Here is a 17,423-nt window from a genome sequence, read left to right as displayed (position 1 = left end):
GCTCCCCCGTGCATCAGATGCATGGGGAACGTGCTGGCCGTCAGGGTCACGATAGTGATCCCTTGTACCCCAGGTTCCAGGAAATGCGCAGCGCAGATCGGCGCAGTGCTTCAACCTGGCTGCCCTGGGGTTGCCTTGGAATATGTTGCACAGTCCCGACAATGGCCAAGGTGCCAACCAACTCGTTGCCACCATTGAAAATCGGAGCAGCCAGGGCGCAGATACCCAGGGTTTCTTCCTCCATTGCCTCGGCATAACCATTGCGTCGCACCTTTTGCACTTCCTCATCAAGCGCCTTGGGATCAACCAGTGTGTGTTCGGTATATCGTTGCAAAGGGCTGCGAAATGCCTTTTCGTTCATTAGGTTATGCACAAATGCCAGCGCGATTTTGCCTTGAGCATTGCAATGCAATTGAAGCTCGGTACCCGGTCGCACGCCGATCTCCAGTGAGGACTTTCCCAGGCTAGTAGTGACAACAGTCAGGCGCCCGCCCTCCAGAACCGACAGCACTACGGAGAGACCCAGCTCCTCACGCAAGTCACGCATGGCGTCGCCGGAAGCGCTGAGCAGATCAATGCCCGATGCGGCTGCCTGCCCCAATACATAAGTTCGGATGCCGAGGCGGTAGCGGGACGTGGCCGGGTTCTGACTCAGATACCCCCGCTCCACCAGCGTTTTCAAATGGCGGAATACGGACCCCTTGGTCGTGGACAACTTTACCGCCAGCTCGCTGACGCCGATTTCTCCCTGCGCACCGGCAACCTGCTCCAGCACATCGAGCGCCAGCTGCACCGAGCGCACCCCTCCTTTACCAATGTCGTCACTCATGTGAGCTCCCTGAAAATAGCCATGGTGAATAGCATTGTTATTACAGTAAATCGTTTCTACAGGCGGTACGCCTGTTTCTTTCGATGCGTCTGTTTCTCATGCAGGACTTAAAAAATCAAGCGCACAAACGTCGGCAAAATCCTGGCCTGCTTCCAGCGCATTTTTCTTCCCGGCCAACAGACATTGCAAGCCTTTGATCTTGATAGATATCCGTTTAAACAGCAGAACTCCAATCGATATTCCGAACGAAAAACGCTTTATTACAGAAACTACGTTTTTCTGTACGAAACAAAATACTATTTGACGCGCTCAAAAAACCCTCGTAAAAATGAAACCACGTCACGCATACGCATACGACACAGCACTGAGGAAGATAACCATGACGGCGATCGTTTCACCCCTTGCGCGCCAAGACATTGCCCACCACCTCCACCCACAGACCAACCTGCGCCTGCACGAGCAGATCGGTCCTTTAGTGATGGAGCGCGGGGAAGGGATCTACGTCTTCGACACCGATGGCAATCGCTACATCGAGGGAATGTCGGGATTGTGGTGCGCGACACTGGGATTCAATCAGCCGCGCCTGGCCGAAGCGGCCTATGCACAGATGCTCAAGCTGCCTTATCAACAGACCTTTGCGCACCGAACGACTCAACCGGTGATTGACCTGGCTGCAGCGTTGATAAAACGGGCGCCATCCACCTTGAGCAAAGTAATCTTTCAAAGCTCCGGTTCGGAAGCTGTCGACAGCGCCATCAAACTGGTTCGCTACTACCACATTGCTATCGGGAAACCGGGGAAAACCCGATTGATCGCACGCCAGCGCAGCTATCACGGCACCACGCTGGCAGCCGCCAGCCTGACCGGTCTGCCGAACATGCATAAAGGCTGGGGCGAACCTTTGGCCGACGTGATTCATGTCCGCTGCCCGCACCTTTATCGCCAGGGTCTCCCCGGTGAAAGTGAAGAGGACTTTGCCAGCCGTCTGGCCGATGAGCTTGAACAAACCATTCTCGAGGCAGGCCCTGACACCATCGGCGCATTCTTTGCCGAACCGGTCATGGGTACGGGGGGCGTCATCGTTCCCCCAGCAACCTATTTCGCCAAGGTCCAGGCCGTGCTGCGCAAGTACGACATTCTACTGGTCGCCGATGAAGTGATCTGCGGATTCGGTCGTACCGGCCATTATTGGGGTTCGCAAGCCATGGGCCTGGAACCGGACATGATGACCTGTGCCAAGGGCTTGTCAGCGGCCTTCCAACCCATCTCTGCTTTACTGATCAGTAACACGATCTATCAAGTCATCGCCGACCAAAGCAACGCACTGGGCGGGTTCGGCCACGGCTACACCTACGGCGGACATCCGGTGGCGGCGGCCGTGGCGCTGGAGACCCTGGCGATGTATGACGAACTCGACATCCTGTCCAACGTCGCCGCCGTGGCGCCGCGTTTTCAGGAGGGCGTTCGTGCACTCGGCGATCACCCGCTGATCGGCGAGGCGCGAGGTATCGGCTTGATGGCTGCGCTGGAATTCGTTGCCGATAAGCAAACCCGTGAGCCCTTCCCCGCGCAACTGAAGGTGGCAGGACAAGTCGCTGAAGCCCTTCAGCGTCGCGGCGTCCTGCTCAGGGCGCTGGGAGATACCCTGGTCATGGCCCCGCCCCTGATCATCGACGCGACTCAGATCGAAGTCATCCTCAAGGCTGTGGCTGAATCCCTCGATGAGGTGTATGCCGGGATGCAGCTATGACTGCGGTTTCAGCCATGAAAGAACGAGCCAAGCCCATGAACGCACCGTCACTCCAACCCTCCCTGCCAGCACCTGCAGCGTGCGCACAGCCACTGGTGCGCTTTGAAAACGTGCATAAGACTTACGATGAACGCAGCTGGGTGGTGAATGACCTGAACCTGGAAATTGCCCAGGGTGAATTTCTCTCGCTACTGGGGCCCAGCGGTTCAGGCAAGACCACGACGCTGATGATGCTGGCGGGCTTCGACTCACCGGATCGGGGGCAGATTTTCATGGACGGCCACGACATCAGCCGGCTACCCGCCTACAAGCGGGACATGGGCGTGGTGTTCCAGAGTTATGCGTTGTTCCCACACATGACGGTGGAACAGAACGTGGCATTCCCGTTGAATTTGCGCAAAGTCTCCGCTGCCGAGCGTAAACAGCGGGTCGGTGAAGCACTGGAACTGGCGCAATTGAGCGGCTTCGCCTCACGCAGCCCGGCCCAGCTTTCCGGCGGCCAGCAGCAGCGTGTCGCGCTGGCCAGAGCCTTGGTTTATCGCCCGCGCATGTTGCTGATGGATGAGCCGCTGGGTGCACTGGATAAAGCGCTGCGCGAGCGCATGCAACTTGAACTCAAGAGTATCCACCGCCAGCTCGGCATCACCTTCGTCTACGTCACCCATGACCAGGATGAAGCGATGACCATGTCTGATCGGGTGGCGGTGTTCCATGAGGGCAAGATCGAACAGATCGACCGACCAGAAGCCATCTACAACCGCCCCAGCAACCGGTTTGTCGCGAACTTTCTCGGCGAGACCAACTTGCTCGACGGTGTGATAACGGGTCTCGGCAGTTCGAGCGCCACTATTCGTCTCAAGGAAGACGGCTCGCATCGGGAAGTGCCCTGCAACGTTGCCGCGCTGAGTGCCGGGGCCCCCGCCTCTCTGGCGATCCGCCCTGAAAACGTACGCCTGGCCAACCCCGGAGAACCCGCCCTGCAGGCGCACCTGATCGACAGCATTTTCCACGGAGCTCATTGCAACCTGCGACTGACCTTGCCCAGTGGCACGCCACTGACGATGAAACTCAACCCTGGCAGCTTGAACCGCGCCCTGCCCGTTCCGGGGGAGACGGTGGCGCTGGCGTTACCTCGGGAGCATTGCTTGATTCTTCCTTGAATCGCTCGACGAAAACAAATCAATAACAACAACCAGACTCACCGATCTTTTCTATTGCTGCCCACAAGAACGATTAAAAACTCAGCTCTGGAGTCCATCATGTTCAACCGCAAACCGCTTCTCACCTTTTCTACCGCGCTCGGCCTGTTGTGTGTCGGCGCGCTCTCGAATACCGCACAAGCACGCGACCTCACCGTCGTTTCCTGGGGCGGCAGCTATCAGGATGTGCAGCGGCAGATTTTTTTCGCGCCGTATGCCAAAGCGTCAGGCAACAAAGTCGTGGAAGACTCCTGGGACAGCGGCATCGGTATCCTTCGCACGAAAGCAGAGGGCCCGGACAGCGGCTGGGACGTGGTTCAAGTCGAAGGTGAAGACTTGCAACTGGGTTGCGGCGAAGACTTGTTCCTCCCTCTGGATTTCTCCCGCATTGGCGGCAAGGACAACTACATTCCGTCCGCCGCGAGTGAGTGCGGCGTGGGTGCTGCGGTCTACAATTTCGTACTCGGTTACGACAAGTCGAAACTCAGCGGCACACCCAAGGGCTGGAGTGATTTCTTCGACCTGAAAACCTACCCGGGCAAACGCGCACTGCGCCAGGGCCCCAAAGGCAATTTGGAAATTGCGCTGATGGCCGACGGCGTGCCGGTAGCGGACGTCTACAAAGTGTTGACGACTCCCGAGGGTGTGAAACGCGCATTCGCCAAGCTGGATCAGATCAAGGATCAGTTGCTGTTCTGGAAATCCGGTGGTCAACCAATGCAATTGCTGGCCTCTGGTGAAGTCGCCATGACCACTTCCTATAACGGTCGGGTGACCAACGCAATCAATCAGGACCACAAACCCTTCGGCCTGGTCTGGAACCAGTCGCTGCAAACCATGGACAGCTGGGTGATCCTCAGAAATTCGCCGAACGCCGAAGCCGCCTATGGTCTGCTCAAGGAAATGGGTAAACCGGAGCAGCAAAGACTCTGGCCAGCGTTGCAGCCCACCGGGATTACCGCGATCAAAGGCATTGCCATGGTCGACCCCAAGGTGTTGGCGGACATGCCCAGTGCACCGCAGAACAGCCAGAACGTGCTGACGATAGATGACAAATTCTGGGTGGAGCGTGTCGATGAGCTCAGCGCCAAGTGGACCGCCTGGTCTGCCAAGTAATCATCCTGAGGCCCTGAAATGACCATGATTGCACTTCCACTGCCAGTCGCCGCCCGCAAGAATTACCGGGCGCTATGGCGGGCCTATGCCCTGTTGACGCCGCTGGTGCTGTTCTTGTTGATTACTTTTGTCGGGCCGATTGCCACGCTGCTATGGCGCGGCGTGGCGGACACCGAACTGCCCGACGCGTTGCCGCAAACCGCATTGGCACTCAAACGGTGGGACGGGCGATCGGCACCAGATGAACGTCTGTTGCAGCCGTTCAGCCAAGACCTGCGCACGGTGTCCTCCAAGGAACTGGCCGGCGTCGCGCGACGCCTTTCCTATGAAGCGCCGCAGATGCGCGCCATGCTCAGCGCCGCCAAACGCTCGGTTGATAGCCTCGACGGTTCGGCTCAGGCGTTTGCCACTCTGGACCCACGCTGGCTAACGAACGAAACCTGGCAAACCTTCAAGCGTGCCACAGGTCCTGCTGGAAGTTTCCACGTGTTATCAGCTCTGGACCTCAAGCACGATTACAACGAGGGGATTGTCAGCAAGGGCGAGGAAGGCTTGTACCGCTCGATCCTACTGCGCACGTTCGCCATTGCCGCAGCCACCACGGTGATCTGCGTGCTACTGGCATTCCCGCTGTGCAGCTTTCTCGATCGCCGCACGCCGCGCACTCGCAATCTGCTGCTACTGCTGATCCTGCTGCCGTTCTGGACCTCGATCCTGGTGCGCACTACTGCCTGGATGGTGTTGCTCCAGGACAACGGCGTGGTCAACACCACATTGATGTATCTAGGTTTAATCGATTCACCGCTGCGCCTTTTGTACAACCGTTTTGGCGTCATCCTGGCGCTGGTGCACGTGATGCTGCCGTTCATGGTTTTTCCGCTGCTGGCGGCCATGCAGTCGAGCAACAAACTGCTGATTCAAGCAGCCTATTCGATGGGGGCTCGCCCCGTGTTCACGTTCTTTCGGGTCTACCTGCCACAGGTGCTTCCGGGACTAGCGGCCGGTGCCTTGATGGTGTTCATCGTCACCCTGGGTTTCTACATCACCCCAGCCCTGATCGGCGGCCCCGGTGACCAGATGATCAGCTACTACATTGCTCAATTCACCACGGGCACCTTGAATTGGGGTCTGGCTTCTGCACTGGGCATTATCCTGCTGACGGTCACCACCCTGCTCTACTTGATTCAGGCCCGCCTCGCGCGCGGCCGCTCCCAGGGGACACACTGATGATTAAGAATCCCAACGCAGGGCCGATGAGTTTCCTCGGTTTTTTCAGCCTGTCTCTGAGCGGCTGGCTGGTACTGGCGTTTCTGGTGCTGCCGATCCTGATCGTATTGCCTTTGTCGTTCAGTGACAGTCGCTACATGTCGTTGCCGATCAACAGCCTGACCTTACACTGGTACGAGGATTTTTTCGGCTCTACACAGTGGCTCGGCGCCCTGTTCAACAGCTTCTCCATCGCCATCCTCAGCACCGTCTGCGCCGTGGTGCTGGGTGGCCTGGCGGCCCTCGGCCTGAGCCATGAACGCTTGCCCGGCCGGCGCTTCATCGAAGTCCTGCTGATTGCACCCATGATCGTTCCTGCGGTCATTGTCGGAGTGGGCATGTACTTCGTGTTCTCCAGCCTGGGCCTAACCCGCACCTTCGGCGGCCTGGTGCTGGCCCACACCACACTGGCAGTGCCCTTCGTGGTGATCAATGTCGGCTCGGCCCTCAGCGGGCTGAATCGACGCCTGCTCTGGGCGGCCGCGAGCATGGGCGCAACGCCCTGGATCTGCCTGCGCAAAGTGACGCTTCCTCTAATTGCGCCGGGGCTGATTTCAGGCGGGTTGTTTGCCTTCGCTACTTCACTGGATGAGGTGGTAGTCACCTTGTTTCTCGCCGGGCCCGATCAACGCACCCTGCCCCGGGAAATGTTCACCACTGCGCGCGAATCCCTCAGCCCGGTGTTGCTGGCGGCCGCGACGATCATGGTGCTGTTTGCCACCGTTCTGCTGGTGTTGTCGCGGCATCTGACACAGCGTAAGGCCAACGTTTCAGGTGCGTGATGGTGTGCGCTTCAAAAAGGGGATGGTGGGAAACCGGTTGGCTGTAGTTCCAAGTTGGATGAGAGTCATATTCAATTCTGCGGTCACAGCTGCTATCGCCCCCGACCTTACGGCAAGTGACGTGGAGAAGTACGCCAAGTAACCAAGCGCTCTTGACGCTGGCGTACGGCCCTTCGCTTAGACTCGAGATGCCCCGCTGCTCCGAGTCTGCTTCGTGGGCCGGCCGCCACCGGGCTTCCATGCCTGGTTACCCACTGGAAAAAACCTCAATGCGGCTTTCCTTCGCGAGCTCGCCCGCATCCACAACAGGCGTGCTCACCTCAAGTCAATATCACCCTCTGTTTTCTTAAGTGATCTGGGGAGCTTTCATTAAACTCAAATACCCACCTGGCTAATGAACTTGGTCGTCAGATAGGCATCCAGACCTTCAGTACCACCTTCACTCCCGTGACCGCTGGCCCTGATCCCGCCAAACGGAGTTTCCGGCAAGGCCAGACCAAAGTGATTGATCGAAACCATGCCTGCCTGCAGTCGACTACCCAGCTCTGTCGCGGTTTTCAAGGACCGGGTGAATGCAAATGCGGCCAGTCCATACTCCAGACTGTTGGCTTGAGTGATCACGCTATCCAGATCATTGAAACGCAACAATGGCGCCACCGGACCAAAAGGTTCTTCATTGAGAAGCCGTGCCTGTCCCGGCAGGTTGGTCAGTAACGTTGGTTCGAAAAAATGGCCTTTGTTACCGATCCTGTTTCCTCCAGTCAGCACCTTGGCGCCGAGGTCCGTCGCATCGGCGATCAACTCTTGAACCATCATCAAACGCCGAGCATTCGCCAGCGGCCCCATCTGGATGGTTGGGTCGAAACCGTCACCGACCTTGAGCTGTCCTGCCAATTCGGTAAATCGCCGGGAGAAAAGATCGAATACCGAGTCATGCACATAGAAGCGCGAGGGAGAAGCGCACACCTGTCCGGCATTTCGAAACTTGAGGGTACAGGCCAACACGGCGGCGGCCTCAATATCGGCATCCTCGCAGACGATAAACGGTGCATGCCCACCCAATTCCATGGTCGTCAGTTTCAAGTGTGTCGCGGCCAAGGCACCGAGCTGTCGACCGACAGCAGTCGAGCCGGTAAAGGACACCTTACGAATAATCGGTGACCTGATCAGGTAATCGGAGATGTGCGCAGGGTTACCGAACACAAGATTCAGTACGCCCTTGGGCACACCCGCATCGTGGAAACAGCGCACCAGTTCGATCACGGCTCCGGGTGCTTCCTCTGGCGCCTTGATGATGATGCTGCAGCCCGCGGCCAGGGCCCCTGCTATCTTGCGCACCGCCTGATTGATCGGGAAATTCCACGGTGTGAAGGCTGCCACCGGACCGACCGGCTCGCGTACCACCAATTGGCGTACCGCCGCATTGCGTGAAGGCACGATGCGACCATAGGCGCGCCGCCCCTCTTCGGCATACCACTCAATATGGTCCGCCGCACTTTTGGCTTCCATGGTCGACTCTGCCAGCGGCTTGCCCTGGTCCAGCGTCATGCACTCGGCCATCAACGCATGGCGATCACGTACCAACGACGCCACGCGACGCAAGATGCCCGAACGGTCGTAGGCAGACGTCCCGGACCATATTTCAAACCCGCTGGCAGCCGCTGCCAATGCTGCATCCAGATCTTCATTTGAAGCTATAGGCAATTGCCCAATCGTCTCCCCCGTCGAAGGATTGATTACGGCCGAAGTGTTGCCGGAGCTGCCGGCAGTCCATTGGCCGTCGATGTAGAACAACAGGTCGGTGTACATGGATCACTCCTCGAAAATGGGTATTGGGCGCGGCGATGGCAAAGGTATCGGCAATGCATGAGCGGTAACGAAATACGCAACAACAGGTTGACACTATCAACCATATACTCGTAAATTTAGTTCATCATGTCAACCATGTTCCGTTACTACCTCAGGGGTCCCAATGAGAGATGTCATTCTGTGTGAATGCTTCGCCCGAGACGGTCTGCAGCACGAGCCGGGCTTTCTGCCTACACCCACAAAACGCAGATTGGTGGAGCGATTCGCCGACATCGGCTTTCAAAGGATCGAGGCGACTTCGTACTCGAACCCAGCCGTGATCCCGCAATTTGCCGACGCCAGTGCTTTGTTGGCGACTCTGCAGCGTCGTGCCGGGGTGTTCTACAAAGCGACCTGCGCCAACGTGCGAGCAGTGGAGCGAGCGGTCAGCGACCTATCCGCCGGGAAAGGTGCCAATGAAATCAGCTTGCTGGTTTCCGCCACTGAGTCGCACTCGCTGAAAAACCTCAAGCGCAGCCGAGCAGATCAATGGCTGAACATCGAGCAAATGGCCGACAAGGCTCTCAACCAGTTCCGCTTGATCGGGACTGTTTCCGTGGCGTTTGGCTGTCCGTTTGAAGGACGAGTCAGTGAAGCGGGTGTATTGGCCGATGTCGAGCAGTTCGCCAAGCGCGGCGTGAAGTTCGTCACCCTTGGCGATACCACCGGTGTCGCGACACCGCAGAGGGTCAAGCGCTTGTTCAGTGCGGTGCTGGCCGCGTTTCCCGAGATCACTCCCATCGCTCATTTCCACGACACCCGTGCGACCGGCCTGGTGAATTACGTCGCCGCGCTGGAAGCCGGGGTGACCTATTTCGACTGCGCCTTTGGCGGCGTCGGCGGTCATCCGGCCAAGGTCAAATACGGCGGCGGACACACCGGTAACGTCAGCAGCGAAGACTGGATAAACCTCCTGGAATCGATGGGCGTACGCACTGGCATAGACCTGGACCGCCTGCTCGATGTGGCCGCCGAATGCGAAGCCGCACTCGGCCGTGAACTGCACAGCCGGGTGCTGCGCAGCGGGTTGAATCCACTTTTGCACAGCACTTTCCCCCACGCGTCATCATCCAGTGAAGAGGTGTAAATATGCTCAGCTCCCATCTTGTTGTCCGGCAGTTGCGGTTGATCTGTGGGGCGTTACTGCTTTCATCGCCGGTGTTTGCCAGTGATCAATTACTGCTGGTTGAACGTGATGATTTGCTCAAGGGCTCGGCGAACGAAACCCTGCTTGGCCAGCAGATTTGGGAAATGCACAAAACCGCTTCATCACGCACCACTCTGGTCCAACTCGACAAGCAAACGCCGATCGTCAGGCATGATGCCGGTGAGCGCACGCTGATCGTTCTAGAAGGCAAGGTGCAATTCCACTTCGCCGACCGTGAAGTCGACCTTGCAGCAGGCGATTACGTGGCGATTCCGCCCGGACAGGCCTACCAGATGAAGCCGCTGAACCAGGAGAAAGCCCTGCTCCTGGGCTTTGATGTACCCACCATCGACATGGCGAAAGCCACCGTTGTTGATTTCTCCACGCCCACCACCAGCCCCACGCCTGTGATCAAGATGCAAAAATCAGTAATGGCTGGTCCGCCCGGCTGGAACGATCCAAGCGACCGTGGCTGGACACTGATCAAGACCCCGCAGAAGCGAGTAAATCTGGTTGAGATGTTCTCCGAACTGAAGAACCACAGTCACCCGGATGCCGATCACTCGTTGATCCTGCTCAGTGGCAGTGCGCGGGTCGTTACGCCGACGGAAGATCGCATCCTGAAGACCGGAGACTATGTTTCCATCCCGCAGAATGTCCCCCACAAATACTACGTTGAAGGTCAACAATCAGCGCTGTTCATCAGCTTCGATGCACCGGCCTACGACTCGGCGAAAACCATCTACTTCGAGTGACAATCCTGCATCGGTAAGCCCCCAAAAACGCATGAGCCTGAATCCATGCGTTTTTTTCCGACACCTGAATTCCTTGTTTTTATCCAGTACCCCGAGCCGCCTGAGCGAACCCTGAATCCAGCGATTAAAAACAAGCACATTTCTTGCCACGACTGATTTAAACGGCGGAAAAACCGTTGTCCACAAACAGCTGCGCTCCACTCACAAATGAGGCGTCATCGCTGGCTAAAAACAGTGCTGCCCGTGCCACCTCTTCAGGCTCGCACAAACGCCCTTGCTGCAGGCTGATCGCCGCCTCACTGGCATCCACGCCCATGGCCTGCAAATCGCGCATTTCCCGCTCACCGTGAGGGGTACGGATAAACCCTGGTGCCACGGCATTGCAGCGGATACCGCGATCACGAAACTCGACGGCGATGGCTCGCGCGAACATCTGGCAGGCGCCCTTGCTGGCGTTGTACACGACCTCGCCCGGAGTCGCGTACTGCGCGGAGATCGACGAGGTGCAAACGATACTGCCCGCCCCCTTGGCAATCATTTGTGGAAGCACCGCCTGAGTAACCAGGTACATGCTCTTGACGTTGACTGCCATGAGCCAGTCCCACTCGTGCTCCTGTACGTCCAGAAACGGCTTCACGATCAATGTGCCTGCGTGGTTGAAAAGCACATCCGCCGCGCCAAATTCAGCCAGCCCGCGCGCAACTGCTTCGCGCACCTGAACGGCCTGCGAGACATCGGCGCCCAGCCCCAATGCCTGGCCGCCATCGGCAATGATCTGTGTCGCGAGATTAACGGCGGCATCGCCATTCAAATCGATAATGACCACCTTGGCCCCTTCAGCCGCGAACAACCGGCTTGCGGCAGCGCCACACCCGCCAGCGCCTCCGGTGAGGATCGCCACTTTACCGGCCAGACGACCTCTGCCTTCGGATCGTTTGAATTCACTCATTGCGAATTTCCTTCACGACCGCCACTCAAGGCGAAAGCTTCTTCAGGTGACAGCACCAGGCGATGACGGCGATAGAATGCAAAGTAGGCGATCCCGATCAGGTACCAGCAGGCAGCGGCTAATGCTGCCCATTTGTACAATGGACCAAGAAACTGATAAATCAAGGTCGCCAGCGCAATCACAATCACTGCGACTGCCCCGAATATTCCGTAGGGGCTGCGATAAGGCCGGTGCAAACCGGCAAAGGAGCATTTCAAGCGTATGTTGGCGACGCTCTGCAAAATGTAGGAAATCATTCCGGCGAAGACGATCATGCTAACCAGGATGCCGCCCATCAGCGGGTTGTTATCCTTGCCGAACGTGAACCAGCACAACATCAGGATACCCAACGCCGCCAAGGCGCCGGTAGCCAACGCAATGTTTGGCGTATTGCGGGTCGGATGCGTAACCGACAGCCCGGTCGGCAGGTAGCAGGCACGCGACAGTGAATAGATATTGCGCCCTGCGGCAAAGCTGCCCGCCAGGAACGACGCCGCCAGACCAAGCACCGCCACCGCTGACAACAGCTTGCTCGCGATGTGCCCGAAAATCTCTCTGAAGCCATCGAGCAGCAGCTCCGACGAAGTGCTCATGAAAAAGCTGCCGCCCCCGATTGATGCACTGAAAAACAACACACCCAGCGCTAGTACCGCAAGAATCACGGTGCCCCAGCCCAATGCCAGAGGCAAATGGCGGGTCGGGTTGTGCGACTCCTCGGCCGTCTACGGCAATTGCTCGATAGCCAGGAACATGTACACGGCGAACGGCAACGCAAGCATGACGCCAGTCATTCCGAACGGCAGCCATGGTCCATTGCCGCCAATCACTTCGACAGGCTTGCCGGTTGCGTCGGCCGCAAGGTTCAGGGCATTGCCGGTGAAATTCATGTGCGGGTAAGCCGCAACAAAAGAACACCACCAACACCGCGACCGCCGCCAGGGTAATGAGCACGACAGCCCGCATCGACACGACCAAACCCCCGGTTCGACAGCAACAACATGCAGGCGTATCCGAGCACCCACCATAGAGGCTGCCACTCCGGTTCGGTACCAAAGATGGCGGTCAGGTAGGCGCCCATGAAAAACATGTTACCGGCCGGGGCCAAAATGAACTCGATGTTCTCTGCAAGACCGGTGCTGAAGCCTCCCCAGCGCTCCATGGTGGTACGCGCAAAGGAATAAGCCCCGCCGGTATGCGGCAGCGCAGCAGCCATTTCGCCGATGGAAGAACAGAGAAACAGATACATGACGGCGATGATCAGCAAGGCCAAAAACATGCCGCCAAAGCCTTGCGCCAATCCCAGGTTCCAACCGGAATACTGACCCGCCACCACCGCCCCGACACCGAGAATCAGCAGGATGAAAAAGCCTGCGTGACGTTGCAGGCGACGTTGTTCAAAGTAACCGCTTTCCACACTTTGATAGCTGATACCTGACGGGTTAACTGCCGCCGTCGACGCTGATGTTACCGGTCTGTCCACGCGGTGATCCTCCAATGACTCGTTCAGGGCACATTCCCCGAACCTCATTTTCGAATGCACAACGCAAGCTGCCTATGTCTCCAAAGGGACATGCGTACGATGCACGCCCCCTCGATTCAACTAATGTTGCTGACGACGTTCCAGGCGCTTGATGTACTGCATCGCCACCAGGAGCAGGATTGACAGGACAATCATCAAGGTGGAAACCGCTGCCACGGTCGGATCGATCTGATCGCGGATGTTGGCGAACATGCGTCGGGGCAGCGTCGAGCTCTCGCCCCCGACAATGAACAGCGCAATCACTACCTCATCGAATGAAGCGATGAAAGCAAACAACGCGCCAGAACAGATCGATAGCCGCAACTGCGGCAACGTCACCGTCAGAAAGGCCCAGGGACGCGACGCCCCCAGGCTGCGTGCCGCCATTTCCTGATTCATGTCGAATCCCTGGAGGCCATTGCCTACGGCGATCAGCACGAAAGGTATCGCCAGAACGCTATGCGCCAGCACCAAGCCCGTGATGGAGTTGTTCAGTCCGGTACGCGAGTAGACGAAAAACACGCCCACCGCGACCAGAATGATCGGAACCAGCATGGGCAGCATCATCAAGCTGTTGACCAGCTTGGCCATGCCGCCACGCACTTGCGACAGGCCGTAGGCGGCCAGAGTCCCCAACACCGTGGCAATACAGGTTGACATGACCGCCACTTTGACCGTGACCCAAGTCGCCATCATCCACTCTGGCGATCCCAGATAAGCCTCGTACCAGCGCAGGCTCCACTCCCGCGGCGGAAATTCCAGGTACTGCGAGGCGGAAAACGACATCGGGATGACAATCAGGCACGGAATGATCAGGAACAGCAGGATCAACCCTACGAGCGCGTATAACCAGAGCCGGTGTACATGGGTGATCTGCGTCGGCGTCACCGCTTGATTGAGCTTGAACATCAGCCGTTTCTCCCTTGGTCGTTGAGCCCGAACAACTTGCGCATCCCCCAGAGAATCAACACCGTGGCGACCAACAAGGCCACTCCCAGCGCGCTCGCCGCCCCCCAATTACCGTACAGGGCAATGGTGTCGCTGATTTTCATCGACCACATCGATACTCTGCCACCGCCCAACAAGGCCGGCGTCAGGTAAAAGCCCAGGCAAATAACAAAGACCAAGGTGATGCCCGAAGCCAGGCCAGGCAGAGACAATCGCAGGAATACCTGACGGAACGCCTGGGACGGCGTGGCACCACAGTTGGCGGCCGCCGACATCAACAGCGGGTCGATGTTTTTCATCTTGTCGTAAAGCGGCAGCACCATGAACGGCAGCATGACATGCACCATGCCGACGACAGTTCCGAAGAAGTTGTTCACCAGCGCCAGTGGTTCATGGATCAGGCCCAGGTCAAGCAACCAGTTGTTAATCACTCCCTGGCGCTGCAATAACACAAGCCAGGCGTAGGTACGCACCAGTATCGAGGTCCAGAACGGCAACAACACAAAGGCCATGCAAATCTGGCTGGCACGGTCGGGCAACTGCGAAAGCAGATACGCCAGCGGATACCCCAGCAGCACGCAAACAAACGTGACACAGAACGCCATCTGGAAAGTAATGAGGAAGCTGCTCAGGTACACCGGCCGTAGTAAGCGCAAATAATTGTCCAGTGTCAGCGCTCCGCTGCTATCGAAGGCCGACAACCAGAACAGCCAACCCAAGGGCACCGCCAACACCACGAACACCAGGATGAAACCGGGTAGCGTCAAAGAGAGAAGCGCCCAGCGCTCCTTGAGTTCGGCCATCGCCAAGCGGCTGACCATGGGATCTTCGGCGCCTCTGGCACCGTGGCCGGTGAGACTGACTTCTTTCATGGTCGTAACCCTCCGAGGCTTTGGACGAGGGGGAAGATCGGCATTCATGCGCCCTCCGTCACCAGCACGGTGTCTTCTGCATGCAGCCATAGCTGGACCGCTGCACCCGGTGTCGGGACCGCTACATCGCGAAAACCCTTTTGATGACGAGCGGTGAGCTCGCTCCCGTCGGCCAACACCAGACCGACGTGATAGCTGTCACCCTGATAGACCACATCGCGCGCCACCGCGTCGATCCGGTTCATCGCGCTGGCATCGGCCGCCGCCTGCCATTGCAGGCGCTCAGGTCGTACCATCAGCACGCGTCGCTGTGAATGCTTGAGTGCCGTTCCCAAAGGCAACTTCAATGTCCGCCCCTGGAACAACACGGCGTCGCCAGTCTCCTCCACGGGAAAAAAACAGCTTTCGCCAATGAAACCCGCGACAAAACGGTCCTTCGGTCGCTCATAAAGCGCATCCGGTGTATCCAGCTGAGCCAATTTGCCCTTGTTCAACACCGCAATGCGATGGGAGAGGGTCAGTGCTTCCTTCTGATCGTGAGTGACATAAATCGTGGTCATGCCCAATCGGGCGTGCAGGCGCTTGAGCTCAAGTTGCATGTGCTCGCGCAGATTTTTATCGAGTGCAGAAAGCGGTTCATCCATCAGCATGATCTTGGGCTCGAACACCATTGCCCTGGCAAGCGCGACCCGCTGACGCTGACCACCTGAAAGCTGGTGGATACCGCGCTCACCGAGGTGGTCCATCTGCACCATTTCCAGACTGGCCTTGACCCTGCGGGTTCGCTCCGCGCCGCTGACCTTGCGCAAGCGCAAGGGATAAGCGACGTTTTCTGCAACCGTCATATGCGGGAACAACGCATAGTTTTGAAACACCATGCCGATATTGCGCTTGTGTGGCGGGCACGTGAGAAACTCCACGCCATCGACCTTGATACTTCCGGAGTCCGGGCGAATGAAGCCCGCCAGCACATTAAGCAAGGTCGTTTTCCCCGACCCCGAAGGGCCGAGCAGTGTCAGAAACTCACCAGGATGGACGTCCAGGGAAACATGATCAATTGCGGTAAATGATCCGTAACCTTTGTAGACATCCCGAATCTCAATATTGCCTTGCATAACACCGACCTCCACAAAAACGACAATTACTGTGCAATGAGTTCTTTGTAGTCTTCCTGAACGTCGGTGACATGCTCGCCCCACCAGCGGGCGTCCATCAGAGTTTGTTTGGCCCTATTGGCTGGCGACATGTTTGAGCTGCTCAACGCATCGGCCGGAACACCGGGTTGCTCGAACGCCAGGTTATTGGTCGGGCCGTAGTAGCCCATCATGGTCGGAATCCGCGCTTGAATAGGCGCCGAGACGGAATTGGCGATCAACTTCTGAGCGCCTGGCACATTACCCGCGCCCTTGAGGATCGCCATGCAGCCATAACCGAGCAGACCGTCTTCATAGGTATAGGCCACCGGCGCCTTATCTTTCACCACGGAGTCGACACGGCTGCTCCAGATCGCGATCAGATCGACTTCGCCATCCTTGATGAGTTGCGCGGATTGAGCACCGGAGGTCCACCAGACAGCGACGTAAGGCTTGATCTTTTCCAGCGAGGCGAGGCCACGTTTGATATCCAGCGGGTAGAGTTGATCACGCGGTACACCATCGGCCAGCAAGGCGACCTCAAGCATTTCATCGGGCGCGACGGAAAGCGCACGACGACCTGGAAACTTCTTCACGTCCCAAAACTCTTTCCAGTTCTTCGGGCCAACCTTGAATTTGTCGGTTCGCCAGCCCATGACCACTGAATAGCTGTTGGTAGCGATCCAGTTCTTGTCCCGCGCCAGGTCAGGTATGCCTTTGGCATCGATCACGGAGTAGTCCAAGGGTTCGAGCATCCCTTGCTTGGCCAGTGCCGCGCAGTCGTTGGCACCGATATGAATGGCATCCCAGGCGGGTTTGCCAGATTGCACTTGCAGTCGTACAGCCGGTTGTCCGTCATGGGACTCGGTCAGCAACTTCAATCCGGCCTTCTCTGCCGCTGGCTTCCACAGCGTTGCAATCAATGCATCCTGCAAACCACCACCATAGCCTGCGACGGTCACTGTAGACGGATCGGCCGCCCAAACCTGCGGAGCGATCAACGCTGCGCCCGCAACCGCCAACACATGCCGCCTTACTGCTGAAAACTTCAGGGTGTCGAACATTTTCCATCTCCTGTTTCTAGCGCCCGCTGAGCGCTGACTTGTTATTAGGCAGAGATAAAGATCAAACCTTAGCGCAGCTTTCCATCAGCTCGACCGTGTCCCCGGTCGATGTTCATCTTCCGTTTGAAGCAGCAGAAGATAGTTGACAACATGAACCATATGATTCACATTGTCAACTATATTGAAGTCGCCCCATCGACAACAATT

Annotated in this window: 17 protein-coding genes; 7 read left to right on the top strand and 10 right to left on the bottom strand. The window is 57.6% G+C overall.

The window, feature by feature from the left end:
- Window positions 1–46: 46 nt before the first annotated feature.
- Window positions 47–829, bottom strand: coding sequence for an IclR family transcriptional regulator (locus tag ASC74_RS04935; RefSeq protein ID WP_056739685.1), 783 nt, complete (start codon window positions 827–829; stop codon window positions 47–49).
- Window positions 830–1,208: 379 nt separating this feature from the next.
- Here ASC74_RS04935 and ASC74_RS04930 point away from each other — a divergent pair, with 379 nt between their 5' ends.
- From ASC74_RS04930 to ASC74_RS04910, 5 genes are all read left to right on the top strand, one after another.
- Window positions 1,209–2,579, top strand: a complete 1,371-nt coding sequence (locus tag ASC74_RS04930; RefSeq protein WP_056739683.1) for an aminotransferase — start codon at window positions 1,209–1,211, stop codon at window positions 2,577–2,579.
- Window positions 2,580–2,614: 35 nt separating this feature from the next.
- Window positions 2,615–3,739, top strand: a complete 1,125-nt coding sequence (locus ASC74_RS04925) for an ABC transporter ATP-binding protein (protein WP_056739681.1) — start codon at window positions 2,615–2,617, stop codon at window positions 3,737–3,739.
- Between the two features lie 99 nt (window positions 3,740–3,838).
- Window positions 3,839–4,894: an ABC transporter substrate-binding protein gene (locus ASC74_RS04920; protein WP_056739679.1), complete on the top strand. Its 1,056-nt coding sequence runs from the start codon at window positions 3,839–3,841 to the stop codon at window positions 4,892–4,894.
- 24 nt (window positions 4,895–4,918) lie between these two features.
- Window positions 4,919–6,121 carry an ABC transporter permease gene (locus ASC74_RS04915; protein WP_236713236.1) on the top strand — a complete coding sequence of 401 codons (1,203 nt, stop codon included), beginning with the start codon at window positions 4,919–4,921 and terminating at the stop codon, window positions 6,119–6,121.
- Window positions 6,122–6,123: 2 nt separating this feature from the next.
- A complete protein-coding gene (locus tag ASC74_RS04910; RefSeq protein ID WP_056739746.1) occupies window positions 6,124–6,942 on the top strand; it encodes an ABC transporter permease in 819 nt (272 codons plus the stop codon).
- 375 nt (window positions 6,943–7,317) lie between these two features.
- Here the strand turns inward: ASC74_RS04910 and ASC74_RS04905 are convergent, their stop codons facing one another.
- On the bottom strand, window positions 7,318–8,751 hold the full coding sequence (locus ASC74_RS04905) for an NAD-dependent succinate-semialdehyde dehydrogenase (protein ID WP_056739675.1): 1,434 nt from the start codon (window positions 8,749–8,751) through the stop codon (window positions 7,318–7,320).
- A 163-nt stretch (window positions 8,752–8,914) separates the two neighbouring features.
- On the opposite strand from ASC74_RS04905, the gene ASC74_RS04900 reads away from it, so the two are divergent.
- Window positions 8,915–9,877, top strand: coding sequence for a hydroxymethylglutaryl-CoA lyase (locus tag ASC74_RS04900; protein WP_056739673.1), 963 nt, complete (start codon window positions 8,915–8,917; stop codon window positions 9,875–9,877).
- A gap of 2 nt (window positions 9,878–9,879) precedes the next feature.
- Window positions 9,880–10,692, top strand: coding sequence for a cupin domain-containing protein (locus ASC74_RS04895; protein WP_056739671.1), 813 nt, complete (start codon window positions 9,880–9,882; stop codon window positions 10,690–10,692).
- Between the two features lie 157 nt (window positions 10,693–10,849).
- On the opposite strand, the gene ASC74_RS04890 is transcribed toward ASC74_RS04895, so the two are convergent.
- From ASC74_RS04890 to ASC74_RS04865, 8 genes are all read right to left on the bottom strand, one after another.
- The gene (locus ASC74_RS04890; RefSeq protein ID WP_056739669.1) at window positions 10,850–11,641 is read right to left on the bottom strand and encodes an SDR family NAD(P)-dependent oxidoreductase; all 792 of its coding nucleotides are present in this window, start codon (window positions 11,639–11,641) and stop codon (window positions 10,850–10,852) included.
- A complete protein-coding gene (locus ASC74_RS31985) occupies window positions 11,638–12,273 on the bottom strand; it encodes a hypothetical protein (RefSeq protein ID WP_330219777.1) in 636 nt (211 codons plus the stop codon). The genes ASC74_RS04890 and ASC74_RS31985 overlap by 4 nt, the downstream gene beginning before the upstream one ends.
- Before the next feature lie 129 nt (window positions 12,274–12,402).
- Window positions 12,403–12,567: a hypothetical protein gene (locus ASC74_RS31980; protein ID WP_236713235.1), complete on the bottom strand. Its 165-nt coding sequence runs from the start codon at window positions 12,565–12,567 to the stop codon at window positions 12,403–12,405.
- Window positions 12,564–13,160, bottom strand: a complete 597-nt coding sequence (locus ASC74_RS31975) for a hypothetical protein (protein WP_236713233.1) — start codon at window positions 13,158–13,160, stop codon at window positions 12,564–12,566. The genes ASC74_RS31980 and ASC74_RS31975 overlap by 4 nt, the downstream gene beginning before the upstream one ends.
- A gap of 120 nt (window positions 13,161–13,280) precedes the next feature.
- Window positions 13,281–14,108, bottom strand: coding sequence for an ABC transporter permease (locus ASC74_RS04880; RefSeq protein WP_056739667.1), 828 nt, complete (start codon window positions 14,106–14,108; stop codon window positions 13,281–13,283).
- Entirely contained in the window at window positions 14,108–15,019 is a 912-nt protein-coding gene (locus ASC74_RS04875; RefSeq protein WP_056739666.1) for an ABC transporter permease, read from the bottom strand. The genes ASC74_RS04880 and ASC74_RS04875 overlap by 1 nt, the downstream gene beginning before the upstream one ends.
- 44 nt (window positions 15,020–15,063) lie before the next feature.
- Complete coding sequence (locus tag ASC74_RS04870; RefSeq protein WP_056739664.1) at window positions 15,064–16,134, bottom strand: ABC transporter ATP-binding protein; 1,071 nt, start codon at window positions 16,132–16,134, stop codon at window positions 15,064–15,066.
- A gap of 26 nt (window positions 16,135–16,160) precedes the next feature.
- Entirely contained in the window at window positions 16,161–17,216 is a 1,056-nt protein-coding gene (locus ASC74_RS04865) for an ABC transporter substrate-binding protein (RefSeq protein ID WP_056739662.1), read from the bottom strand.
- Window positions 17,217–17,423: the final 207 nt, after the last annotated feature.

The organism is Pseudomonas sp. Root329 (assembly GCF_001424925.1).
GTDB classification, from domain to species: Bacteria; Pseudomonadota; Gammaproteobacteria; order Pseudomonadales; family Pseudomonadaceae; genus Aquipseudomonas; species Aquipseudomonas arabinosi.
This window is presented reverse-complemented; position numbering and strand designations above follow the sequence as displayed.